Origin of the sequence: Achromobacter pestifer, from assembly GCF_902859625.1 — a bacterium.
GTDB classification, from domain to species: Bacteria; Pseudomonadota; Gammaproteobacteria; order Burkholderiales; family Burkholderiaceae_B; genus Achromobacter; species Achromobacter pestifer.
Window position 1 is genome coordinate 630,666 of record NZ_CADIJX010000002.1, and the last position, 22,639, is coordinate 653,304.

Genomic DNA, 22,639 nt, shown 5'->3' on the forward strand with positions numbered 1-22,639 from the left:
GAAATTCCCCTTGTGATTGTTGGTATTGGCAATGGTCTGGTCTCAGGCCAGGATTTGCTGGTGCGGCGCCATCGGCCAGTCGGGCGCGTCGCCGCGTATGAAGGCGATCCAGGCCTGTTGCGTGCGGTGTACCAATTGCGTGGCTTGATCGGCGGGCAAGCCCGCCAGCATGGGCGCGGCGGAAAATGCCTTCAAGGTGTCGAATACGAAGGGCAGTTCAATGCAATGGCAGGCGCCGAAACGATCTGTCGGCGCCACGTCAAAGCGCGCAAGCCACGCCTGACGGCCCTGCGCCACGGCGTCGGCCGCCCATTGTCGGGAAGGGGTGCAGAAGACCGCATCGCCAATCTGCTGGTCGACGGCATCCGTGCCATGGCCGGGAAAGGCGGCCATTTCGTGCCGGGTATAGCTGATCAGCACGTCCGCGCGGGACGCGGCCTGCTTCAACGCAGGCGCGATATCGTGCGGCAGCACCTGGCCGTCCAGCACGGGGCAGAATTGGCTGCGGCTACTGCCTTCGGCCTGTAGCGCTTCCTGGACAACGGGCGCCTGCTGCGCCGCCAGCAGGGCGGACACCGGCAATTCACGCGCGGCTTCAAGGGAGTCGGCGCCGGCGGCGTGCAGGAAGGCCTGCCCCAGCACGTTGGCCTGCGCGGCGGTGCGAAAGCCGCGGCCCAGCGCGGCGCTTTGCAAGATGGCGCGCGAAAAGCGCGGCTGGCGGGCCAGCATCGCGCAGATGGACGAGGCGCCCGCGGACTGGCCCATGAGCGTGATGCGGTCTGGATCGCCGCCCAGATCGTGGATGTTGTCGCGCACCCAGTCGATCGCCGCTTCCTGGTCCAGCAACCCCACGTTGGCGGTTTGCCCTGGCACGAACAACCAGCCCAGCGCGGCCAGGCGATAGTTGACCGCCACCACCACCAGGTCGCCCCGGGCCGCGAGCGACGAACCGTCGTACCAATCCAGTGCGCCGCCGCCACTTTGCCAGGCGCCGCCATGCAACCACACCACCACGGGTCGTCGAGCCTGGTCCGCGCCGGGGGTCCACACGGTCAGATGCAGGCAGTCTTCGGATTGCGGCGCGTCGAAGTCGCCCATGGCGGCGCGCAGCCGCGAAGGCAGTTGCGGCGACACGGCGCCGTTTTGGGTGGCGTCGCGTTCACCGCGCCATGTCGGCGGTTGCGGTGGCGCGAAGCGCAGGCGGCCCACCGGCGCTTGCGCATAGGGAATGGCGCTGTAGCGGCTGATGCCGCGCGCATCGCGTGCCCCAGTCAGCGTGCCGGCTTTCAGCACCGCCTGGACGGAATGACTCATATCCTGCCCCTTGCATCATTGTCGTGCGGACGGCGCCGAAGGGCGCCGCTACCGTGGGACCATGGTAGGGACGAACGGGGCAGGGCAGTCATGCCGGTTTTGAACAAGGCCATGCGGAACTCGCATGGCCGGGGCGCAGCGGCGGGGTGCGCCGCTGATATTGACGCGGCTACCTATTTGGCGATGCGCGCATCCAGGCTGTTGTCGGCCAGGGCTTGCGCCTGCGCTTGCGACATGCCCAGGTGTTCGTACAGCGCGTGGAAGTTCTCATTGACGTAACCGCCGAAGTAGGCCGGGTCATCGGAGTTGACGGTGACCTTCACGCCAGCATCCAGCAGTGACAGGATGTTGTGGTCGCGCATGTGTTCAAAGACGCGCAGGCGGGTGTTCGACAAGGGGCAGACCGTCAGGGGGATTTGCTCGTCGATCAGGCGCGCGATCAGATTGGGGTCTTCAGCGGCGCGCACGCCGTGGTCCACGCGCAGCACTTTCAGCAGGTCCAGCGCTTCCCAGATGTACTCGGGCGGGCCTTCCTCGCCCGCATGGGCGACGGCCGGCAGGCCTTCGGCGCGGGCGCGGTCGAACACGCGCTGGAACAGGCGCGGCGGGAAGCCCTTTTCACTGCTGTCCAGCCCCACCGCGATGAAGGCGTCGCGAAAGGGCAGTGCGTCCTCAAGTGTGCGCATGGCCTGCTCTTCGGGCAGATGACGCAGAAAGCTCAGGATCAGGCCGCTGCTCACGCCCAGCTGCTTGCGGCCGTCTTCCAGCGCCTGGCTGATGCCGTTGAGCACGACGGCAAACGGCACGTCACGGTCGGTGTGGGTCTGGGGATCGAAGAAGGGCTCGGTATGCACCACATTCTGTTCGCGGCACTTCAACAGGTAGGCCCAGGTCAGGTCGTAGAAGTCTTGCTCGGTGCGCAGCACGTCCGCGCCCAGGTAGTACAAGTCCAGGAATTCCTGAAGATTGCCGTAGTTATAGGCGCCGCGCAGCGCATCGATGTCGGGCCAGGGCAGCGCGACGCCGTTGCGCTGCGCCAGCCGGAACAGCAGCTCGGGTTCCAGCGAGCCCTCCAGATGCAAGTGCAGTTCCGCCTTGGGCAATGCGTTGAGCCAGTCGTACATGGGTGCTCCGATAAAAATGGGTGATGCCAATTCGGGGTGGCGCCATCTAGGCTGCCAGCGCGATGCGGTCTGCCTGGATGGCCTGCTCCAGATGCGCGGCAAAGGCGCGTGCCTGGCGCGTGCTGGGACGGTCGCGGCGCCAGATCGCAGCCAAGGGCGATTTTCCCAGCTTGGGCAGCGCCGGCAGCACGAAGAGTTCGCCGCGCGCTTGGCGGACGGCGGCCACGCTACCCGGCAACATCCATAAATACTGCCCATCCAGCAGCATTTCACGGCCGAATTCCAGGGATAGGGCGCCGATCATATCCGGAATCGCCAAACCGGCCTGTCGCAGCGACATCTCCAGTTCGCCGCGGATGCGGCTGCCTGGCAGCGCGGTGATCCACGGATAGGCCACGTAGTCGGCCAGGGAAGTGTCCGCCCGCCCGGCCAGCGGATGGCCGGTGGCGCAAGCCAGCACCACGGGGTCTTCCAGCAAGGTGGTGGACCGGTAGATCTGCGGATTGACGGTGGATGAAAAACGGCTGATCAGCACATCCAGCCCGCCAGCGTCCAGGTCTTCGATCAGGCGTTCGTGGGTGCCGATCTCGATGGTCAGGGTGATGCGGGGATAGGCCTGCCGGAAGCTGCGCGCGGCTTGCGCCACGGGCCAGCCAGCGAACATCGAAAAGCACCCGACGCTCAGGCTGCCTTCGTCGCCGCGAGAGACGGCCGCCAGATCGATCTCGGCTTTGCGAAAGTCCGTCAGCAGCAAACGGGCATGGCGGCACATGGCTTCGCCCAGGGGTGTGCAGGTGGTGCCTTTGGCCGTCCGTTCAAACAGGCGTGCACCCACCAGTTCTTCAATTTCGGCGATGGCGCGCGACAGGCCGGATTGCGTGCTGTGCAGTTGCGCCGCCGCCTTGGACAAGTTGCCCAATTCGGAGACGGTCAGCACGATCTCCAGGTGCCGAATACGGAGCTTGCCTCGAAAGGGTGTCATGGCGCGGGATCGGGGGGAATGTGCCGATTATTCTCCCGCACTGGGCGCTTGGCAACGCTCGCGCGGGATTCAGATATAGTTCGCGCCAGGCGGCGCCATGGGAACGCGACAGACGTCAGGGGCGATTGCCCGGTAGCCGGCCAGGGAGGAAACGGTCATGAATACAGCGAAATCTGGCGTGTGGCGCACCGTCCGGCTTGCCGGGGCGGGGCTGGTGATGCTGGCCCTGAGCGCATGCGGCGTGTCCAAGGTGGACGGGGTGTCCGTCACCTGGCCCCCCTTCCGGGAGGGCACGCCCGTGGTGTTGCCGTCGGATCCGGCGCAATGCCCGGACCTGACCGGCCTGTACCGGGCGCAAGGCGAGTTCCGCTCGGGCGACCGTGACTCGGCTGCCTTGAAAGACCTGCGCAAATTCCTGTACTACCCGCTGGATCTGCCGGGCATGCGCGATGACCCCTTGCCCGAATGGCAGTCCACGCCCGAGGCCACCGTGGCCTTCACGTCCACCGCTGGCGGATGGGACGTGCAGGCCCTGGATGGACGCGGGGCGCGTTCAGTCGCGCATCTGGCGCTGTTGAATGGTGCGCAAGATCCGGCCAGTTTGCCCAACGACGCCGGATTCCCCTTTCCCAACGGGATCCAGCGCCATGCGGGCTGCATACAGGGCAGGCTGTGGATCAGCGTGCGGCACGACTGGCGTCAGCACGAATCCATGGGCGTGCGGCGTAACGTGGCGCTGCTGCGCCCCGAGGCCGGCGGCCTGCTGGTGACCGTGCAGCATGAGTCCGATTGGATCGGCTTGTTGCCCTGGTACTTCAACGAAGGCAGCACGTTCCAGTATTGGTTCGCGCCGGCCAGCCAGTAGGCGTGGTTTTCGGAGAGGTTTCTTTTCACTTTCCGGCGGCTGAGGTCGCCGTCAACCTGATCTTTCAATGACCGTCAAAAGCCTGTCCCTTTCGATCGTGCTGCTGCTCTTGTCCGTGGTGTTGACCGCGCTGTTCTGGCGCCACCAATTCGCGAACACGCCGCCGTCCTTGCGCAACCAGGTGAGCGGCGAATCAAGCGGAGACACGCATGTCTACGGGGAGTCGCCGCGTCAGGATGCCATCGCCCAGCGCGCCTTGCTGGCCGACGCGCAGCGGGGCAATCCCAGTGCGCAATTCATGCAGGCCATGATGCTTGAATCTGTTGACATGAAAGAGGCGCTGCGCTGGTACGAAGCCGCCGCGGCGCAGGGGTATGAGGGCGCCATCGAGCGTTTGCAGCAGTTGCGCGAGCAGGCTGCACAACGGCCGGCCACGCCTTGAGCGCCACCACCGCCGACCCGCGCGCCCGTTTCGTGTCCGGGCCCTTGGGCCCGCATGTGCTTGAAATGATCCTGACCGGCTGGGCCAGCATGCTGGCGGTCTTCGCGGTGGAGTTTCTGTCGTTGTTGTATCTGGGCACGCTGAAGGATGAAGCCGTGCTGGGCGCCGTGGGCTTTGGGTCGATGACGCAGTTCACGATCACGTCGGTATGCATAGGCGTCACCGTGGGCGGCGCAGCGCTGGTGTCGCGCGCATTGGGGGCGGGAAACGCGCCGCGCGCCCGCACGCTGGCCGGGACGTCGTTGATTCTGATGGCGGTATCGGCAGTGGCCGCGGGCATCCTGTTCTTGGCGGCAATCGGGCCGTTCACTGCCGCCATTGGCTTGGCCGAGGACGTGCGCGGCCATCTGCTGTCCTATGTGCTGATCACCACGCCGTTCGCGGTGGTGATGGGCATCGGCATGATGCTGTCGAATCTGTTGCGCTCAGCGGGGCATGGGCGTCAGTCCATGTGGGTGCTGCTGGCGGGCACCGCCACGGTGGCGGCGCTGGACCCCATCGTCATCTTCATGCTGGATGGCGGCATGGAGGGCATTGCGTGGGCCGGTGGGGTGGGGCGCCTGGCGACGGTGGCGCTGGGCGGCTGGCTGGTGTTTCGCAAGCATCGCCTGGTGACATGGCCGCCGCTGCGTGAACTGCGCGCCAACCTGGCCGCGATCGGAAAGATTGCGCTGCCCGCCGCGCTGACGACGCTGGCCACGCCCGCGGCGGTGATCTTCACGGTGTCTACCTATGCCAGCTTCGGCCCTAGCGTGATGGCGGGCGCCACGGTGGTGGACCGCGTGTTGCAATTGGCCTATTCGCTGTTTTTCGTATTGCCCGGCGCCATTGGCCCCATTCTTGGGCAGAACCTGGGTTCAGGCCAATGGGACCGCGTGAAACAGACGGTAAGGCTCACCTCGCGGTGGGCACTGTCTTACGGTTTTGCCGCGGCCACCTTGCTGGCGCTGGTGGCCCCTTGGGTGCCGGATGTGTTCCAGGTGACCGGGCCGGGCCGCGACCTGATCATTGCCTTCTGCCGCTACGGCAGCTTCGCCTGGGCGTTGAACAGCCTGTTCTTCGTCTCGATCGCCGTGTTCAACAACCTGGGCTACGCCGCCTATTCCACGGTCATCGGCTGGCTGCGTTCCACGCTGGGCACCTTGCCGTTCGTCTGGCTGGGCGCGCATTATGGCGGCCCCGAGGGCGTGATGCTGGGCCAGACGCTGGGCTTCGCCTTGTTCAGCGTGATCGCCATGGTCTTCTGCCTGCGCGTGTTGCGCGCACCGCCCGCCATGCTGGCCGTCAGGCAGGCCGCCTAGGCGCCTGCCCGCGGTTCGATTTCGGCGGCTGGTCGCGGTACGATCCTGGCTGACTTCGATTTTTCAGGATTACCATGCGTCAGCGTTTCTCAGGCCCTCGAATCGATACCCTTTCCCGCGCCTTGCTGGCCGCCGCCGTGATGGCGGCCGCCACCAGCGCCGTACAGGCCCAATCGCCCTCATCCGCGACCGGATCACGTACCCAATCGCCCGCGCCGACGCCGGTGCAGCCGACCTTGACGCCCAAGCGCACGTTCGACGATGTGACCTCCGCGCAAGAGGCGGGGAAGGCGCCTCCTGAAACGCCGGTGCAAGCTCCTGATGTCATTGTTCCCACTGCGCCGAAGGCCGCGCCGGCTGCGGCGTCCGCCGAGCCAGCCGCAACGCCGCCCACGGTCATCATCCCGACCGAATTGGACACCAAGGCGTGTATCGCCAAGCTGCGCAAGGGGGCTACCGCGAACGGCCTGACCGTCGCTGATTGGGACAAGTACACCGCCAACGCCAAACTGCTGCCCACGACCGTGGCATCCGCCAAGGGCCAACCGGAAGGGCGCGAAAGCTGGTGGGACTACATTGCCAAGACCGTGGATGACGAGCGCGTCAACGACGGTCGCGCCGTGATGAAGAAGGTGGGGCCGCAGCTGGCCGCGATCGGCCAGCAGTACCAGGTGGATCCGGCCACGCTCGTCGCCATCTTCGGCATCGAGACCAACTACGGCCGCCAGATCGGCAAGACCAACGTGCTGGACGCCTGGCTGACCCGCGCCTGCACCGAGAACAAGACGCTGTGGGAAAAGAACGCCTACGCCTCCGTACGCTTGCTGCGTGACGGCACGGTCCCCGCGGACAGCTTCGTGGGGTCGTGGAGCGGCGCGTTCGGCATGACGCAGTTCATCCCGACCTCGTTCTACGAACTGGCGGCGGACGGCGACGGCGATGGCCGCATCGATCTCTACAACTCCTTGCCCGACGCGCTGGCCTCCACCGCCAACCACTTGCGCAAGCGCCGCGCCAAATGGACGCATGGCCTGCCTGCGGTGGTGGAAGTGCGTGTGCCGGCTGACGTGGCAGCCGCGATCCCGCCGGAACCCGATGCGGAATACGTGGGTTCGCAAGACCGCCGCACCATTGCGCAATGGTCCCAGGCAGGGCTGAAACAAGGCGACGGCTCGGTGCTGAAGCTGCCGTCAGGCAACGACGAACAGGCCTATCTGTTCGCGCCCACGGGCGCCAAGGGCCCAGTCTTCCTGGCCACGGTGAATTTCGACGCCATCCTGCACTACAACCAGTCGCGCCGATACGGCCTTGCCGTCTCCCTGCTGCTGAATCGCTTGCAGGGCGGCCCCGGCATCGTCGCCGCCTGGCCCACCGATGACCCCGGCCTGTCGCGCGCCGAGATCAAGCAATTGCAGGAAGATCTCTACGGCCGTGGCTATGACATCGGCGTGGCAGATGGCATTCCCGGCGCCAAGACCCGCGACGCGGTGCGCGCCGAACAAGAGCGCCGCAACTTGCCGCAGGACGGCCGCGTTGGCAAGCGCATCCTGGATGTCCTGAAAGCCGATCCTCCGGCTGCGGCGCGCGCGCTTCCGCCGAAATGAGTCTGGCGCAGACCTCCGGTACCGAAGGGTACGGTGAAAACGCGGCGGCGCTGGCGGATCAGTACGAGAGCATCGCGTTCGCCGACGTGCATCGCGATGTGATGCACCTGATCCCGCCCGCGCCCGCGCGCATCGCGGACATTGGCGCGGGCTCGGGGCGGGATGCCGCCGCCCTGGTTCGCATGGGGCACCTGGTGGTGGCCGCGGAGCCCACGCCTGAACTACGCCGGGAAGGGCAGCGTCGACACACGCTGGCTAATCTGGAATGGGTGGACGACGCGCTGCCGGACCTGGATGGCTTGCGCGCGCGTGGCCGGGAATTCGACGTGATCATGCTGACGGCCGTGTGGATGCACCTGGACGCTGACGAACGTGCCCGGGGCATGGCCAGCCTGGCCGCGTTGCTAGCGCCGCAAGGCCGGATCCTGATGTCGCTGCGTCATGGGCCAGTGCCGGCGGGCCGTCGCATGTTCGACGTCTCGGCCGAAGAAACCCTGGCGCTTGCGGCGCGGCACGGTCTTGCCACCCTGCACCAGAACTCGCGCGAGGACATGCTGGACCGCGCGGATGTACGTTGGAGTTTTCTGGGATTGCAGCGCGCGTAGTGTCGCCCGTGGGCGGCTGCCGCTATGATGAGAACGTCTTTGGATTTTCACGATTGTCATGCCGCATGCCATGTTCCCCGACGTGTTCCTGACTCAGCGCTTGCGCGCGCAGCGCATGCGGCAGGCGCACTTGCCGTTCGTCACGCGGATGAATGCCAATCCCGATCTGATGGAAACAATGGGCGGCACGCGAGACGCTGCCGCCAGCCGTCTTTACCTGGCGCAGAACGTCTCCCATTGGGCCGAGTACGGTTATGGCATGTATGTGCTGGACGAACGGCGCACGGGGGCAATGGCGGGCCGGGCCGGCTTGAAGTACACCGTATCCGACGCCCATGCCGCCGTTGAACTGGCCTATGCCTTTCAGCCGGATTGCTGGGGGCAGGGCTATGCGGCGGAAATCGCGGCGTCGCTGATCGAACTGGGGTTCAAACTGTTGCCGGTAGAGGTACTGTCGGCCGTGGCGGTGCGGTCCAATACGGCTTCACGCCGCGTCATGGAAAAGACGGGCTTGCGGTATGTCGGCGAATCGGCGGGCGGGCGTGACGATGCCAACCCCAAGGTCCGTTATGAGATCCATCGCGCCGACTGGCGGGCACGGCATGCGCAGGCAGTTGGGTAGCCGATCAGCGCTAACATTGCGGCATGAGCACGACGACGATTCCCGAAGACGACCCGCAGCCTGTTCCCCCCGAACGCCCCGCGCCCGAGGAATGCTGCAACAGTGGATGCATTCCTTGCGTCTATGACATGTACGACGAGGCCATGGACCGCTACCGCCAGGCGCTCAAGGCCTGGCGCGCACGGCATCCCGAGCACGACGCCGTCAAACCCGGAGGCTGACGGCGAACCGTCATCCCGCCGGCAGCAGGCTCAGCCCGCCAGCTTCATGTGGATGATCGGGAACGGGCGGCCGGCGTCGTCTTGCGCCGAACGGCCCACATCCTCGAATCCGTAGTGCTTGTAGAAGCCATGGGCCTGCGGGTTCTGTTCGTTCACATCCACCAGCAAGGTGCCGTGCAAAGAACGCGCGAAGTTCAGCAGTCGGCGGCCGGCGCCTTTGCCGCGTTTGTTCGCGTCCACGAACAGCATTTCGACTTTGTTGTCGGACAGGCCAATGAAGCCGGCGACTTCACCGGCATCGTCCTCACAGACCCACACGCGCACGGATGGCAGGTAGGTATTGAGCACCTGCGGGTACATGGCCTGGATTTCTTTTTCGGTCAGGAAAGAGTGCGTCGCGCGCACTGAACGGAGCCAGATGTCCACCAGGGCCAGATCGTCGCCGTGATTGCGTTCTCGAATATTCATTTTCTTATTGATTCTGTTTATCGAAAGGCGCCGCGGTCCTTGGCCGCCGCGCCTTGATGGCGCTTACAGTCCTGAACGATAGAGCTCGGTAGCCGCCAGGACGGTTTCCATCTGCACAGTATGCGCGAAAACAAAGCGGTCGCCGTAGACGGTTTCATCCGGAAACTCCGAAATCAGCGCCAGCGGCAGTTCTTCGCGATCACTTTCCGTTACCTGGACCGGGATGCCGTTCAGCACGTCGAACCCAGATTCGAGCGCGTGCGCATGAAAGAGTTCCAGCTGGCGCGCATTGAATTCCACCAGCCCCGGTACATTGCGGGCCAAGCGGGCCGTGACGCCTTCGATCAGGCGTCGGGCACGTTCGCCCCAGCCCGGATGATGGCGCAGCACCAGAAAGAACCCCTTGGGCACCGTCCACAACTCAAAGTTGCGGGGCAGATAGCCCGACAGCGGGCGCGTCCATTCATGCGCCGGGTAGCCGTGCAGGTTGATGTGCAACTGCGCGCCGCTGATGGCATGCGCCTGGTGGCGGCCGTCGCGCTCGAAGAAGGGAGCGTGTTCGCGATAGGCGATATCGTCGCCCAGGGCGCTGTAGCGCGAGGCGTGCAGCATGTGGCGCGGATGGTGTTCGCGCAGACGGTTGAACAGCGCGTAGCCGTCTGGGTTTTCAGCCGCGATCAGTGCAAAGTGTGCGTTGCCGCCAGCGGCCAGCGTTTGCGCGGCACGCAGCGCGCCCACGACGCCAGACGTCTCATTGGCGTGCTGCGCGCCCGAGATGAAGACGGCCGGGCCAGGGCCGCGCACATAAGTGCCCAGCACGGGGCGGCCCTGGCGCGAAACGGCCTGGAATGCATCGCCGCCGAACGCCGCCATGCAGCCGGCGATCTGGCCGGCGGACAAGGGATCTCGGCGTTGGGCCAGCGGGCCGTCAAGCGATGCGGCAACGATGGGCGCCGGAGCTTCAAACGGTTCCAACGAGATCTGTACCCGTGCCGCGCCGTCATGGCGGCGAATGTCGGGAATGATCTGGCCGGGCTGCAAGCCGCGGTCGCCCGAGGGGCGGCCCGAGTGGTGCTGGAAGTGCTCCAGCAACGAGAAATACACGTCTTCGTGCAGGGCTTCAAACGTGCTGACGATCTCTTCGTCCACCGGCAGCGAGAAATCCATGCCGGGCAGATCGACGCGAATTTCCAGACGGTCGAAGTAGGGCTCGTGCGTACCCCAGGGATGGCTGCGCACGGTGTCCACGATGCTGCGGAATACCTGCTGGTACTCCGTGGCCTGCGCGGCATCGGTCTGGATCACGCCTTCCGCGTCGCGCACCCGCAGCCAGCCGGTGGGCGACAATTCAGGCTTGCCATCCTGCGATTGGCCCAGCTGATTGGGGGCGAAGACGCGCGTCTCGCGTTGGCTGCCGTCGGCGTAGGTCAAGGTGACGTCGTAGTGCAGGTCGGATGCGCCTGCCTGCATGACGACGCGCACGCCATCCAGCAGCGCGACCAGCGGGTAGGCTTCCAGCGTGAAGCGCTTGGCTTGCGCATGTTCATGCAGCGGGTAACGCACCAGGACGGACGTCAGGCCGTCGCGATCCACGTCTTCCAGGAAGAAATGCACCAGCGGCTTGTAGGCGCTGCGAAAGCGCGCCGTGACGCCTGCCTGCGCCAATCGGGCCTCTGCCGCGCGGCGCGCATCCACGCCTTCGAACAGCCAGCCTTCCACCACCGCGCCGCGCCAGGCCGGCGCCATGTACGCATGTGTCCAGGCGTCCAGCGTCCGGTCGAATGTTTTTTCAAGCAAAGACATGCTTTGTGTTCCTTCGGAGTTCTTGCGTCATCCGGCAATGGGAAAAATGCCCCTTTCGGGGCATTTGCGGCCTACACCTTTCCGGTGGGGTCCAAGCGGTCGCGCAGCCAGTCGCCCAGCAGGTTCAGGCCCAGTACCGTCAGCATAATCGCCAGTCCCGGGAAGACGCTGACCCACCATGCCGTTTGCATGTAGGTGCGGCCATCGGCCAGCATGCCGCCCCAGCTGGGGATCATCGGATCCACGCCCAGGCCCAGGAAGGTCAGGCTGCTTTCCAGCAAGATGTTGTTGGCCACGTTCAAGGTCATCAGGATCACCAGCGGGCCCAGCAGATTGGGCACGATGTGATGGCGGATCATGGCCAGGTCGCGCACGCCGAAGGCGCGGGCGGCCAGCACGAATTCCCGTTCACGCAGCGCGAGCACTTGCGCCCGCACCAGGCGCGCATACTGCACCCATTGCGACACGATCATGAAGAAGATCACGTTGAACAGTCCGCCGCCCAGGATGGCAATGAACGTAATCGCCACCAGGATGAACGGCAGCGCCAGCTGCACATCGGCAAAGCGCATGACGATCATGTCCCAGAAGCCGCGGTAGTAGCCGGCGATCAGGCCCATGATGATGCCCAGAAACGCGCCGCCAATGACGGACGCAAAGCCCACCATCAGCGAAATCTTGCCGCCGACGATCACGCGGGCCAAGACGTCGCGGCCCAACGGATCGGTGCCGAACGGGTGGGCGGCCGACGAGAAAGGCGCCATCAGGCGGGCGGCCAGGTCCATGGACTCGCCGCCATCGGGGAATAGCCAGCCAGAGGTCAGCACCAGCAAGATCATGACGCCGGTCAGCGAGGCGCCCAGCACGAATTCCAGCGAGCGATAGCGGCTGCGCGGCTTGACGGTCTTGGGGGCGGCGGCGGTGGGGGTAGTTGTCTGCATAAGGCTTACCGCGTGCGGATACGGGGGTCGACGATGCCATAGGCGATGTCGACGATCAGGTTGACCAGGACGATGACGGTGGCCAGCACGGTGACCGTGCCCTGCAATACCGGGTAATCGCGGCCCGAAATGGCGTCAAACGCCAGCGTGCCCAGGCCAGGCCAGTTAAATACCATTTCGATGACGACGATGCCGCCGATCAGGCCGCCGAACTGTAGGCCCAGATAGGTGATCAGCGGAATGGCGCAGTTGCGCAGCGCATGCTTGTACAGCACGACGCGCTCTTTCAGCCCCTTGCTGCGCGCCACCATGATGTACTGCGCCGACAGGGTTTCAAGCATGGTGGTCCGCACCAGGCGGATATTGGTCGCGCTGAGGATGATGGCCATCGTCAGGGACGGCAGTATCAGGCTGGCCGGGCCGCTCCAGCCCGAAGGCGGCAGCAGCGGGAATGTGATCGACAGCAACAGCACCAGCATCAGCGCCAGCCAGAAGTTGGGGAACGACAGGCCCACCAACGACAGGATGCGGATGGCCTGGTCGGTTGCCTTGCCGCGCTTGATCGCTGCCTGAATACCCAGCGGCAGCGAGATCAGGATCGAGAAGATCAACGAGGTGAAGGCCAGCATCAGGGTCGCGGGCAGGGCATCGCCGATCAGCTTGGCGACAGACGTGCCGCCCATGAAGCTGCGGCCGAAATCTCCGTGCAGCAGCCCCTGCATGTAAGACAGGTATTGCTCGTGGAAGGGGCGGTTCAGGCCCAGCGCCTGGCGGATGTTCGCCAGGTCCTGCTCGGTGACGCTGCCCGAGCCCTGGCTGAGCATCAGCGCGGGGTCGCCGGTCAGGCGCACGGCATAAGAGACAAGCAGTGTCACGGCAACGATCACGAAGACGGCCTGCAACACACGTTTAATGAGAAATCCGGTCATAAGGCGCCGCCCCGGCTTGCGCCGGAGCGGATCGGTGGAGTTAATGCTACACAAGGGGCACAGTGCCAGTGAGATGCCGCGGAGCCGGCTTTGCCGGTCCGCAGGCATGCCCCCTTGAGGGGGAAGCGCGGTAGCGCTTCGGGGGTGGGCTTACTTACTCCACGCTGGCTTCAAGGAAGCGGAAGCGGATGTCGCCCGGGACTTCCAGGTTCTTCACGCGCTTGTTCACACCCACGATCGTGTTCAGGCTGTAGAGCGGCAGTTCCAATGCCTGGTCAGCGACATAGCCGGCGATTTCCTGCAACATGGCTTCGCGCTTCTTCACGTCGTAGACGGTGCGTTGCGCTTCCAGCATGCCGTTGAGCTTGGCGTCGTTGTCATACGGGTTCCACTTCTGGCCCGTGTGATACATCAGGTATGCGGTGTTGTCGTAGTCGTACGTCCAGCCGCCCCATTGGTTCTGCCACATTTCACCCGTCTTGCCACCCGGGATGATGTCATTGAGCAGCACACCGGTTTCATACGGCTTGATGGTGGCCCGCACGCCCACGGCTTGCAGATAGCCCGACACGGCCTGCGCCACTTCGCGGAAGTTGGAATCGCTGCCGCGCACGTCGATCTGCACGGTGGCGCCTGGCTTCACACCGGCCGCGGCCAGCAACTTCTTGGCTTCGGCGGGGTTGAAGGGCAGGGGCTTTTGTTCGGGGTTGTAGCCAAACGACTGCGGACCCTGGAAGCTGGCGATGACCTTGGCCTGGCCCAGCAGCAGCTGCTTGACGATGGCTTCGCGGTCGACGGCCATGATCAGTGCGCGGCGCACGTCACGGTTCTGGGTGATGCCGCCCTTGGTGTTGTAGCGCAGGGCGAAGGCCACCGGGCCGCCAGTCGAGATGACGTCGGCGTTGCCGGACTTCTTCACCGTCTCGATCAGGCCCAGGGGGATCAGCGTGGCGATGTCGATGCGGCCGGCTTGCAGCTCAGCGACCTGGGTGCCGGGTTCGCCGATGAAGCGGTAGACGACCTTGTCCAGCTTGGGCTTGCCGCCCCAATACTCGTCATTGCGCGCCAGGGTCACGTTGACCTTGGGCTGGTAGCTCTCAAACTTGAACGGGCCCGTGCCGACCGGGTTCGTGTTGAAGAAGTCCTCTCCCTTTTCCTTGATGTACTTCGGCGGGACGATCATCGCGCCGTAGCCCGCCAGCTTGGTCAGCAGGACAGGATCGGGCTGCTTCAAGATGAAGTCCACCGTGAATTCGTCCACGACCTTGATTTCGCCGATCGAGTCATAGTTGGACTTTTGCGGGCCCTTGGCGCCTTCGGCGCCCAGCAGGCGCTCGAACGTGAACTTCACCGCTTCGGCGTTGAAGGGTTCGCCATTGTGGAACTTCACGCCTTCGCGCAGCTTGAAGCGCAGGCGCTTGTTGTCGTCCAGGTATTCCCAGCTGGTGGCCAAGCCCGGTTGCAGCTTCAGGTCGGCGCCGCGCATCGTCAGGCCGTCGTACAGGTTGCCACCCACCGAACCCCAGAAGGTCACGAAGGTGTCGATCGGATCCCAGCTGCCCGGGTCCTGGTTGATGGCGACGCTAAGCGTGCCTGCGGCATGCGCGGTCGAGAAGACGGCGGGCAGCGCGCCGCCCAGCGCCAGAGTCAGGGCGGTGGCGGTGAAGGTGGTGCGTAGGAATTGCATGTTCGCTCCAGGGACGGGAACTCGGATTGGGCCGAGATGAAAAAAGGGGGGCTTCAAGCCGCGCGGGCCACTTGATGGCCGGGCGCGAATTCGATCAGGGGGATGATGGCGGGTTCGTCGCCCACGCGGCGCACCGGGCTGGGGATCTCGCCTTCAATCAACGATGTGTCGATGTGGCGGCCAGGTTCGGCCACCGGCACCGCGGCCAGCAGTTTGCGGGTGTAGGCGTGTTGCGGCGATTCAAAGATCTGCCGGCGCGTGCCCAGTTCCACGATCTGGCCCAGATACAGCACGGCGACGCGGTGGCTGACCTTTTCCACCACCGCCATGTCGTGGGTGATGAACAGATAGGACAGGCCACGGTCTTTTTGCAGGTCCATCAGCAAGTTCAGGATCTGCGCCTGGATGGACACGTCCAGCGCCGACACGGATTCGTCGGCGATGATCAGCTTGGGGTTGCTGGCCAGCGCGCGCGCGATGCACACGCGCTGGCGCTGGCCGCCCGAGAATTCATGCGGATAGCGGCGGGCGTGTTCAGGCTTCAGGCCCACTTGCTCAAGCAGTTCGCCCACGCGGCGGGCGATGGCGTCCTCGCCACTCAGCAGGCCGTGCGTGCGGATGGGTTCGGCGATGCTGAACGCCACCGTCTTGCGCGGATCAAGCGACGCATAGGGATCTTGGAAGATGTACTGGATTTCCTGGCGCAGTCGTTGGCGGCCAGCGCTGTCCATCGAAAAGATGTCCTGGCCGTTATAGCGCACGGCGCCGGACGTGGGCGCCACCAGTTGCTGCAAGGTCTTGCCGATGGTGGACTTGCCGCTGCCGGACTCGCCCACCAACGCCAGCGTTTCGCCAGGGTAGACGTCAAAGCTCACTTCTTCAACGGCATGCACGCGATGCGTGACGCGGCCAAACAGGTTGTGGCCCACGTCGAAGCGGGTGGTCAGCTTTTCCACGCGCAGCACGGGCTCGTCATAGCTTGCCGTGTCCTGCTCGCGCGTTTCGCCCACTTCGCGCAGGGTGTCGCCATCCAGTACGGTCTGCGGCGTGCGCAGCGGCAGATCGCTGCCGGTCAGGCTGCCCAGCCGTGGGACGGCGGCCAGCAGCGCGCGCGTGTAGGGATGCTTGGGCGCGTTGAAGATCTCGTCGACGGTGCCTTGTTCGACCTTCTTGCCGCGCAGCATCACCACCACGTCGTCGGCCATCTCGGCCACCACGCCCATGTCGTGCGTGATGAAGATGACGGCGGTGCCCAGGTCGCGCTGCAATTCGCGGATGGTGTTCAGGATCTGCGCCTGGATCGTCACGTCCAGCGCCGTGGTGGGCTCGTCGGCGATCAACAGGCGCGGCTGGCACGACAGCGCCATGGCGATCATCACGCGCTGGCGCATGCCACCCGACAGTTGATGCGGGTAGCGGTCCAGCAATTGCTCCGCGTCCGGCAGGCGCACCTTTTCAAGCAGCTTGCGGGCCGATTGGCGGGCCGCCGAGCGCGACAGCTGCTGGTGCAGCATGATGGCCTCGACGATCTGGTCGCCGATCGTGAACACCGGGTTCAACGACGTCATCGGCTCCTGGAAGATCATCGCGATGTCATTGCCGCGAATGGCGCGCATCTGCTCATCGGTGGCGGTCGTCAGGTCGGTTTCGCGGCCGTCGTTGTCGCGGAACAGGATCTGACCCGTGGCGATGCGGCCGCTGGTGTAGTCGGTCAGCCGCATGATTGCCATGGACGTGACGGATTTCCCGGAGCCCGATTCGCCGACGATGGCCAGCGTCCTGCCGGGCCGGACATCAAAGTCCAGTCCGTCGACAGCGCGGAACACGCCATTCTCGGTATTGAAATCAACCGATACGCCGCGCACGGACAGCAGCGGGGCGGATGAAGATGCAGTAGTGCTAGACAACGTGGATTCTCACAGCGAGGTGGCGGCGCGGGCAGCCTGGTCGTACAGGCCCGACAGGGTGCGCAGGGTATTGGCCAACTGGTGGTTGGCGTCGTCCGCGGCGGGGGAGTCGATGAACGATTTGACGAGGCATTGCTCGCGCACTTCGGCGTAGCGCTGGATCGCGGCGGCGCCTGCCTCGGTGGTCGTGTAGATCACTTCCTTGCCCGTCTTGGCGCTTTGCACCACGCCCAGCCGCTCAAGCTTCTTCAGCGAATAGTTCACCAGGTGGGTGTCTTCGACGTTCAGCGTGAAGCAGATATCCGCCAGTTTCTTGCCACGGCCACGGTGAAACACATGGTTCAGCACCAGGATGTCCAGCGAGGTCAGTTCGGGCAGGCCTGCGCAGGCCATGCAACGCACCATCCAGCGGTTGAAGGCGTGGGACGCGATGATCAGGCCGAATTCCACCTCGGATAATTCCGGGGCGGAAGAGGCGAGATGGGCAGAGGAAACAATGGCGTCCCGGACGGATACAGGCATGAAAGGGGGGCGGTATGGGACGGATTGATGACAAAACGTTGGCGAATTATTGACGATTTGTTGCTATGGAGGCATTCGGGATAACCCGAGGGGATGGGTGTTTTCAAGATTCTTCTGATGGTCCCGCCGGAGCGTCCCAAGCTACCTTGCCCGCGTATCCCACCTATGGGCGTGAAATCCGCGCTGCGGGATCAATAAGCCAGAGGCGGGGGAAACACGGTGCGAAAACTCAAATACGTGCTCAAGCGAGCGCTGTTCCGGCTGTCGCCTGGGGTTGCGGCGCACTGCAATATTGATTTCAGGCTGCATGCACCGAACAGGGCCTTTCTCGAAAACGAAATCTTCACCTATGTGAACCGCCTTGCCGCTGAATCGGATGCGGGCTTGGATTTCCTGTTCGTGGGTCTCGACAAGCACAACTGGCACTACCCCCGGCTGTTGTCGGTGGATTTCCATTCGCTGGACCTCAAGAAGAAAAACGCGGTGTACGGGCGCCGTGGCCGCCACAAGGTTGGCAACGCGATGCAGATGGCCGAGCTATACGCGGAAAATGCGTTCGACGTGGTGGTGGCCAATGGCTTGATCGGCTTCGGCGTGGACACGCAGGCGGACTTTCATCGGCTGATTGCGCAATGCCATTGGGTGCTCAAGCCGGGTGGCTTGCTGGTGCTGGGCTACAACGACAGGCTGGAACGCGCGCCGTTTCCGGTCGACGTGGATGGCAATGGGGGCTTCGACGAGTTCGTGCCTGACATCGTGGGCGTGCGGGGCGCGCGGCATCACATGGATGACGAGCATCGGCACGTTTACGTGTTTTCCAGAAAGACCGGTCATCTCGGGAATCTCCCAAACGGGTGAAGGGGAATATTCCAGGCCAGTCCATCAATCAGCATTCAGCCTCCTCGCCAGCCTTATTCTTCGCGCAGGTTCCATCCCGCGTCCTCGTCCCAGATCAAGCGATGCGTTGGTGCGAGGGACGCCAAGAAATCCCCATCGTGCGACACCACGGCCATTGCGCCGGGATACTCCCTCAGCGCTTGTTCCAAGGCCTCCGCGGATGCGATATCCAGGTGATTCGTGGGTTCGTCCAGCAGCAGCAATTGCGCCGGTTGCTTGCGCCACAGCGCGCAGGCCAGCGCGGCTTTGATGCGTTCACCCCCGCTTAGCGTTGCAGTTGGCGCGTCGACCTGGGCTGGCCCCAGGCCCAGCAACGCCAGGCGACTGCGCAGATCTCCCTGTGGCAACGACGCGCCCAACGCATCCAGCGCCTGCAATAACGACCGATCCGGCGGCAGGCCCGCCGCCCGCTGATCCAGCATGGCGGTAGGCACGCGCACGTCGCAAATCCCTTGCGCGGCACGAAGCTCGCCGCCCAGCATCGATAGCAAGGTGCTTTTGCCGCAGCCGTTTGGTCCTTGGATCGCCAGACGGAAGGGGCCGTTCAGGCTTAGCGTCAACGCCCGCGCTCCTGCCGGATGAGGGGGCGTGGCGTGTTCCAGATGCAAGACGCGCCGGCCCGCGGGCACGACGGTTTCCGGCAAGGCCAGGGCCACGCCGGGCGATGCGATCACGCGGGCGGCGGCTTGCCTGACGGCGTCGTCCAGCGCCGCGCCGGCCTGCTGGCGGCGTAGCCGTTCGCGACCGGCATGCGCTTGAGCGTTGGCCTTCTTCATGCCTAGCAAGATGGGCGCCTGGTTCGTGTCGCGCGCTTGACGGGCATTGCGGGCGGCGCGTTGCTGCTGTGCGTCGTGCTGCTGCCGCAGAACGCGCAAGCCCGCGTCGCGTTCGTGGCGGGCTTGGGCCAGCGCGGCGTCGGCGGCGGCGCTTTGCAGGTCGCGCTGAGCGCGATAAGCGGCGTAGTTGCCGGCATGGCCGGTGAGCGTGCCGCCGTCCAGTTCGACGATATGGGACATGGCGCTCAGCAAGCTGCGGTCGTGGCTGACGACGATCAGGCCGCCTCGCCACGCGCGGATCTTGTCGATCAGCCAATCGCGTGCACGGGCGTCCAGGTGGTTGCTGGGTTCGTCCAGCAGCAGGCCATCCGCCTCTTGCAGCAGCAGGGCGCCCACCAGCGCGACGCGGGTCAGTTCGCCGCCGCTGAGGGCGCCTGCTGGGTGGCTGGGCGACCAGGCGGGCAGGCCCGCGTCGGCAAGCATCCGTGTCCAATCGTCTAGGATCAGCCAGCGGCCGTCGGCGAGATCAAAGTCGGCTGGCTCGGCGCTGCCTGCCTCGATGTTGGCCAGGGCGCGCAGGATGGCGCCGATGCCCGCCACATCGGCCAGCGTGGCGCTGGGCGCGTGGATCAGCGCCTGCGGTACGTAGGCGATCCGGCCATGGCGCGTGACGCGGCCCGATTGTGGGGGCAAGCTGCCATGCAATATGCGCAACAACAAGGATTTTCCCGCGCCGTTGCGGCCGATCAAGCCGTGGCAGGCTGCGGTGAAGTCATGGCTCACGGCGTCCAGCAGAACGCGGCCACTGGGCAGCGCGTGGCTGACGTGATGCATGCTGATGAAGGGGGGAACTACGGATGGATGAGGGTGTGCCTGAGACGGCGCGTGCGAAGACTGGGCCATGAATAGCGCTCCGGATCGATGAGACACCTTGCCCGCAATGCGGCAAGGAGGATCAGGGGGAGGGCTTAGAGAATCATGGTCTTGCGGATCTCCGCGATGGGGGCATGCATCGTTGGAAGGGGACGGCGCGGAAAAGTTCCTGCCGCGCGGCGCCGATACGGCGAAGAATATCAGCCTTCCAATATCCGAAGATCCGGCGGCCGGTTTTCAATGATGGCTTCCATGCTGAAGAATCCGGTCACCGTCGACAGTTCAAAATCCGTGATCAGTTTTTGATAGAAGCGGTCGTAGCCCACCATGCCACGGCAGACCACCTTGATCAGATAATCCCAGTCGCCGCCAATACGATAGAACTCCGTCACCTCCGGCAGGCGTTCAACGTGCTGGCGGAATCCATCGGCCCAGGCCTTGGCATGATGGCTGGTCCGGATCATCACAAAGACCGTCAGATCGAGCCCCAGCGCGGCCAGGCTGACCTCGGCGCGCGTGCCTCGGATAATGCCGCAGGCGTTCAAGCGCTGTAGCCTGCGCCAGCATGCGTTCTGAGACAAACCGACGCGATCGGCCAGTTCCCGTTGCGACAGCGCGCCATCCTTTTGCAGGCAAGAGATGATGCTTAGATCAAGTTTGTCTATTTTTTCCATGGATTCGATCATTTGATCTGTTTTTGCCGGTTTTTGGCAAAATATCGGTGATGTTTCATCTTGGCTTCCATCGTATGATATTTCCAGATATCTCGGAACCAGCCCCACATGAATACGCTCACCGCGACGGCGCCCGCCACGACAGGACCGTTGCAGAAATTTCAAGACAGCCTGAAAGCAGGCGACGTCGCCGCGGCACTTGCCGATGGGCTCATCGGCAAGGATGCCTTTATCGAAGGTCCGTTCGGCATCAAGCCGCTGGTCTACGCCGACTATGTCGCGTCGGGCCGCGCCCTCATGCAAGTGGAGCGCTTTGTCCTTGAGCAAGTGCTGCCGTACTACGCAAACTCGCATACCGAAGCCTCTTACTGCGGCGGTTTCATTACGCGCTTGCGCCGTGAGGCGCGTGCCACCATCGCCCGGTGCTGCGGCGCCAGCGACGCGCACGCCGTGATTTTTGCCGGTTCGGGCGCCACCGCGGGCATCAACCGCCTGGTGCATCTCTTCGGCGTGCGGGCGGCGATTGCCACCGGCAGAAAAGTCCGCGTGATCATTGGGCCTTACGAACATCATTCAAACATTTTGCCTTGGCGCGAATGCGGCGCCGAGATCGTTGAATTGGCAGAAGACCCGGATGGCGGACCCGATCCGGTCCAGTTGGCCGCTGCCCTGCAAGCCGGGGACGGCGCGCTGGTGATCTGCTCGCTGTCGGCCGCGTCCAACGTGACCGGCATCGTGGCGGACATCGCCGGGATCACCCGGCAGGTCAAGCAAGCCGGCGCGAAGATGCTGTGGGACTACGCGGGTGGTGCGCCTTACCTGCCGATCCAGATGTCGCCGGCCGCCGATGCGCAGATTGATGCCATCGTGTTCTCACCGCACAAATTCATCGGAGGCCCTGGTGCATCCGGCGTGCTGATCGTGCGCCGCGACGCCGTGCTCGACACGACGCCTTCGTGGCCGGGGGGTGGCACCGTCAAATTCGTTTCGCCTGTTGGCCACGATTACAGCGGCAGCCTGGAAGCCCGGGAAGAGGCGGGCACGCCCAACGTGGTGGGTGACATTCGCGCCGCGTTGGTCCTGCTGGTGAAGGAAGCCTTGGGCGTTGACTACATGCAGCGGCGCAACGCGCACTTCGTGCAGCAAGCGCTTGCCGCCTGGCAGGGCGTGGAGCGGCTTGAATTGCTGGGTTCGCTGACCGCCGCCCGCTTGCCGATATTCTCTTTCCGTGTGCGCAACGGCAAAGGCGGCTTCGTGCATCAACAGTTGGTGACGCGCATGCTGAGCGATCGCTTCGGCATTCAGGCCCGCGGCGGTTGCGCCTGCGCTGGCCCCTATGTGCATCGGCTGCTGGACATTGACGAGTCCGAGTCGCTGCAAATGCGTCAGGCCATTCTTGATGGCCGCGAAATCGAAAAGCCCGGTTTTGTCAGGTTGAACTTCAGCGCGTTGCTGTCGGAGGACAAGGCGGATTTCATTCGGGAATCGGTCTTGGCGCTGGCGGCGGACGCGACCGACTTTGAAAGCCTTTACGGCTTTGATCCCAGTCGAGCCATCTTCTATCCGCAACGCGCGGAAATGGCGACGGCCGTCTGATCGCCAAGGGGATTGGTCAGTCTTTCATGTGCCGGCCGCAGGTCCGGACCCAGGCCGCTTTCATATCCGTCAGCTCTTCCGACGCCTGGGTCAGGTTGCGCACGACGCTGTCTGAGAACGTGGCGCCCTTGCGGCGGCAGGATTCAAAGTCATCGCTAAGCGCGAAGCGAGCATCCAGCAGGTCCAGGCGGCCCTGGCACAGTTCGCGATTCAGTTGCAGGTCATTGGCCGCTTCGCGAGTGCGCTGCACGTTTTGCGCGCGCTGGATACTGGCAAGCCCGGCGTCCACTCGCGCGACGCAATCGTCATTGGCGTAGGCAGGCGCGATGGCGCAAAGGGATAGCGCCAGAAGGGCGGCCAGGGACAGGCGTTGCGTAGCCGGCATGCGGAAAACCTTGGTGATGCAGTGACAATGGACTGCATCAT

General features: G+C 64.5%; 22 protein-coding genes. 9 read left to right on the top strand and 13 right to left on the bottom strand.

What is annotated here, in order from left to right:
• Positions 1 to 42 precede the first annotated feature (42 nt).
• From HV753_RS09635 to HV753_RS09645, 3 genes are all read right to left on the bottom strand, one after another.
• Positions 43 to 1,314, bottom strand: coding sequence for a carboxylesterase/lipase family protein (locus HV753_RS09635; RefSeq protein WP_175174229.1), 1,272 nt, complete (start codon positions 1,312 to 1,314; stop codon positions 43 to 45).
• A 173-nt stretch (positions 1,315 to 1,487) separates the two neighbouring features.
• Entirely contained in the window at positions 1,488 to 2,438 is a 951-nt protein-coding gene (locus HV753_RS09640) for an adenosine deaminase (RefSeq protein WP_175174230.1), read from the bottom strand.
• Between the two features lie 46 nt (positions 2,439 to 2,484).
• The gene (locus HV753_RS09645) at positions 2,485 to 3,420 is read right to left on the bottom strand and encodes a LysR family transcriptional regulator (protein WP_175174231.1); all 936 of its coding nucleotides are present in this window, start codon (positions 3,418 to 3,420) and stop codon (positions 2,485 to 2,487) included.
• A 157-nt stretch (positions 3,421 to 3,577) separates the two neighbouring features.
• On the opposite strand from HV753_RS09645, the gene HV753_RS09650 reads away from it, so the two are divergent.
• From HV753_RS09650 to HV753_RS09680, 7 genes are all read left to right on the top strand, one after another.
• Positions 3,578 to 4,285, top strand: a complete 708-nt coding sequence (locus HV753_RS09650; RefSeq protein WP_175174232.1) for a hypothetical protein — start codon at positions 3,578 to 3,580, stop codon at positions 4,283 to 4,285.
• A 67-nt stretch (positions 4,286 to 4,352) separates the two neighbouring features.
• Positions 4,353 to 4,727 (top strand): SEL1-like repeat protein, encoded by a 375-nt coding sequence (locus HV753_RS09655; RefSeq protein WP_175174233.1) that lies wholly within the window; start codon positions 4,353 to 4,355, stop codon positions 4,725 to 4,727.
• Positions 4,724 to 6,088: an MATE family efflux transporter gene (locus HV753_RS09660; protein ID WP_175174234.1), complete on the top strand. Its 1,365-nt coding sequence runs from the start codon at positions 4,724 to 4,726 to the stop codon at positions 6,086 to 6,088. Before HV753_RS09655 ends, HV753_RS09660 begins: the two co-directional genes overlap by 4 nt.
• 74 nt (positions 6,089 to 6,162) lie before the next feature.
• A complete protein-coding gene (locus HV753_RS09665; RefSeq protein WP_175174235.1) occupies positions 6,163 to 7,692 on the top strand; it encodes a lytic murein transglycosylase in 1,530 nt (509 codons plus the stop codon).
• The gene (locus tag HV753_RS09670; RefSeq protein WP_175174236.1) at positions 7,689 to 8,297 is read left to right on the top strand and encodes a class I SAM-dependent methyltransferase; all 609 of its coding nucleotides are present in this window, start codon (positions 7,689 to 7,691) and stop codon (positions 8,295 to 8,297) included. Before HV753_RS09665 ends, HV753_RS09670 begins: the two co-directional genes overlap by 4 nt.
• A 58-nt stretch (positions 8,298 to 8,355) precedes the next feature.
• Complete coding sequence (locus HV753_RS09675; protein WP_175174237.1) at positions 8,356 to 8,919, top strand: GNAT family N-acetyltransferase; 564 nt, start codon at positions 8,356 to 8,358, stop codon at positions 8,917 to 8,919.
• 23 nt (positions 8,920 to 8,942) lie between these two features.
• Complete coding sequence (locus tag HV753_RS09680) at positions 8,943 to 9,140, top strand: oxidoreductase-like domain-containing protein (RefSeq protein WP_175174238.1); 198 nt, start codon at positions 8,943 to 8,945, stop codon at positions 9,138 to 9,140.
• Between the two features lie 30 nt (positions 9,141 to 9,170).
• Here the strand turns inward: HV753_RS09680 and HV753_RS09685 are convergent, their stop codons facing one another.
• The 7 genes from HV753_RS09685 to HV753_RS09715 form a co-directional block, all read right to left on the bottom strand.
• On the bottom strand, positions 9,171 to 9,608 hold the full coding sequence (locus tag HV753_RS09685; protein WP_175174239.1) for an acetyltransferase: 438 nt from the start codon (positions 9,606 to 9,608) through the stop codon (positions 9,171 to 9,173).
• Positions 9,609 to 9,671: 63 nt separating this feature from the next.
• Positions 9,672 to 11,411, bottom strand: a complete 1,740-nt coding sequence (locus HV753_RS09690) for a M14 family metallopeptidase (protein ID WP_175174240.1) — start codon at positions 11,409 to 11,411, stop codon at positions 9,672 to 9,674.
• A 71-nt stretch (positions 11,412 to 11,482) separates the two neighbouring features.
• Positions 11,483 to 12,352 (bottom strand): ABC transporter permease, encoded by an 870-nt coding sequence (locus HV753_RS09695; RefSeq protein WP_175174241.1) that lies wholly within the window; start codon positions 12,350 to 12,352, stop codon positions 11,483 to 11,485.
• 5 nt (positions 12,353 to 12,357) lie between these two features.
• Positions 12,358 to 13,281 (bottom strand): ABC transporter permease, encoded by a 924-nt coding sequence (locus HV753_RS09700; RefSeq protein WP_105556445.1) that lies wholly within the window; start codon positions 13,279 to 13,281, stop codon positions 12,358 to 12,360.
• 154 nt (positions 13,282 to 13,435) lie between these two features.
• A complete protein-coding gene (locus tag HV753_RS09705) occupies positions 13,436 to 14,968 on the bottom strand; it encodes an ABC transporter substrate-binding protein (protein WP_175174242.1) in 1,533 nt (510 codons plus the stop codon).
• A gap of 53 nt (positions 14,969 to 15,021) precedes the next feature.
• Positions 15,022 to 16,875: an ABC transporter ATP-binding protein gene (locus tag HV753_RS09710; protein ID WP_246288211.1), complete on the bottom strand. Its 1,854-nt coding sequence runs from the start codon at positions 16,873 to 16,875 to the stop codon at positions 15,022 to 15,024.
• Positions 16,876 to 16,884: 9 nt separating this feature from the next.
• On the bottom strand, positions 16,885 to 17,397 hold the full coding sequence (locus tag HV753_RS09715; RefSeq protein ID WP_175174243.1) for a winged helix DNA-binding protein: 513 nt from the start codon (positions 17,395 to 17,397) through the stop codon (positions 16,885 to 16,887).
• 219 nt (positions 17,398 to 17,616) lie between these two features.
• On the opposite strand from HV753_RS09715, the gene HV753_RS09720 reads away from it, so the two are divergent.
• A complete protein-coding gene (locus HV753_RS09720; protein ID WP_175174244.1) occupies positions 17,617 to 18,255 on the top strand; it encodes a methyltransferase domain-containing protein in 639 nt (212 codons plus the stop codon).
• A 53-nt stretch (positions 18,256 to 18,308) separates the two neighbouring features.
• Here HV753_RS09720 and HV753_RS09725 read toward each other — a convergent pair whose 3' ends face one another.
• Both HV753_RS09725 and HV753_RS09730 read right to left on the bottom strand, forming a co-directional pair.
• A complete protein-coding gene (locus HV753_RS09725; protein ID WP_175174245.1) occupies positions 18,309 to 19,973 on the bottom strand; it encodes an ABC-F family ATP-binding cassette domain-containing protein in 1,665 nt (554 codons plus the stop codon).
• 170 nt (positions 19,974 to 20,143) lie between these two features.
• Entirely contained in the window at positions 20,144 to 20,617 is a 474-nt protein-coding gene (locus HV753_RS09730; RefSeq protein WP_246288212.1) for an Lrp/AsnC family transcriptional regulator, read from the bottom strand.
• A gap of 108 nt (positions 20,618 to 20,725) precedes the next feature.
• Here HV753_RS09730 and HV753_RS09735 point away from each other — a divergent pair, with 108 nt between their 5' ends.
• Positions 20,726 to 22,213 (top strand): aminotransferase class V-fold PLP-dependent enzyme, encoded by a 1,488-nt coding sequence (locus HV753_RS09735; protein WP_175174247.1) that lies wholly within the window; start codon positions 20,726 to 20,728, stop codon positions 22,211 to 22,213.
• 16 nt (positions 22,214 to 22,229) lie between these two features.
• Here the strand turns inward: HV753_RS09735 and HV753_RS09740 are convergent, their stop codons facing one another.
• Positions 22,230 to 22,598, bottom strand: a complete 369-nt coding sequence (locus HV753_RS09740) for a hypothetical protein (protein WP_175174248.1) — start codon at positions 22,596 to 22,598, stop codon at positions 22,230 to 22,232.
• Positions 22,599 to 22,639 lie beyond the last annotated feature (41 nt).

What these genes read in the sequence shown, in the direction of transcription:
- HV753_RS09730 (WP_246288212.1), bottom strand. Translation starts at nt 20,617, where the DNA reads ATGGAAAAAATAGACAAACTTGATCTAAGCATCATCTCTTGCCTGCAA.
- HV753_RS09635 (WP_175174229.1), bottom strand. Translation starts at nt 1,314, where the DNA reads ATGAGTCATTCCGTCCAGGCGGTGCTGAAAGCCGGCACGCTGACTGGG.
- HV753_RS09695 (WP_175174241.1), bottom strand. Translation starts at nt 12,352, where the DNA reads ATGCAGACAACTACCCCCACCGCCGCCGCCCCCAAGACCGTCAAGCCG.
- HV753_RS09665 (WP_175174235.1), top strand. Translation starts at nt 6,163, where the DNA reads ATGCGTCAGCGTTTCTCAGGCCCTCGAATCGATACCCTTTCCCGCGCC.
- HV753_RS09700 (WP_105556445.1), bottom strand. Translation starts at nt 13,281, where the DNA reads ATGACCGGATTTCTCATTAAACGTGTGTTGCAGGCCGTCTTCGTGATC.
- HV753_RS09705 (WP_175174242.1), bottom strand. Translation starts at nt 14,968, where the DNA reads ATGCAATTCCTACGCACCACCTTCACCGCCACCGCCCTGACTCTGGCG.
- HV753_RS09655 (WP_175174233.1), top strand. Translation starts at nt 4,353, where the DNA reads ATGACCGTCAAAAGCCTGTCCCTTTCGATCGTGCTGCTGCTCTTGTCC.
- HV753_RS09650 (WP_175174232.1), top strand. Translation starts at nt 3,578, where the DNA reads ATGAATACAGCGAAATCTGGCGTGTGGCGCACCGTCCGGCTTGCCGGG.
- HV753_RS09725 (WP_175174245.1), bottom strand. Translation starts at nt 19,973, where the DNA reads ATGGCCCAGTCTTCGCACGCGCCGTCTCAGGCACACCCTCATCCATCC.
- HV753_RS09640 (WP_175174230.1), bottom strand. Translation starts at nt 2,438, where the DNA reads ATGTACGACTGGCTCAACGCATTGCCCAAGGCGGAACTGCACTTGCAT.
- HV753_RS09690 (WP_175174240.1), bottom strand. Translation starts at nt 11,411, where the DNA reads ATGTCTTTGCTTGAAAAAACATTCGACCGGACGCTGGACGCCTGGACA.
- HV753_RS09715 (WP_175174243.1), bottom strand. Translation starts at nt 17,397, where the DNA reads ATGCCTGTATCCGTCCGGGACGCCATTGTTTCCTCTGCCCATCTCGCC.
- HV753_RS09740 (WP_175174248.1), bottom strand. Translation starts at nt 22,598, where the DNA reads ATGCCGGCTACGCAACGCCTGTCCCTGGCCGCCCTTCTGGCGCTATCC.
- HV753_RS09680 (WP_175174238.1), top strand. Translation starts at nt 8,943, where the DNA reads ATGAGCACGACGACGATTCCCGAAGACGACCCGCAGCCTGTTCCCCCC.
- HV753_RS09735 (WP_175174247.1), top strand. Translation starts at nt 20,726, where the DNA reads ATGAATACGCTCACCGCGACGGCGCCCGCCACGACAGGACCGTTGCAG.
- HV753_RS09675 (WP_175174237.1), top strand. Translation starts at nt 8,356, where the DNA reads ATGCCGCATGCCATGTTCCCCGACGTGTTCCTGACTCAGCGCTTGCGC.
- HV753_RS09645 (WP_175174231.1), bottom strand. Translation starts at nt 3,420, where the DNA reads ATGACACCCTTTCGAGGCAAGCTCCGTATTCGGCACCTGGAGATCGTG.
- HV753_RS09670 (WP_175174236.1), top strand. Translation starts at nt 7,689, where the DNA reads ATGAGTCTGGCGCAGACCTCCGGTACCGAAGGGTACGGTGAAAACGCG.
- HV753_RS09685 (WP_175174239.1), bottom strand. Translation starts at nt 9,608, where the DNA reads ATGAATATTCGAGAACGCAATCACGGCGACGATCTGGCCCTGGTGGAC.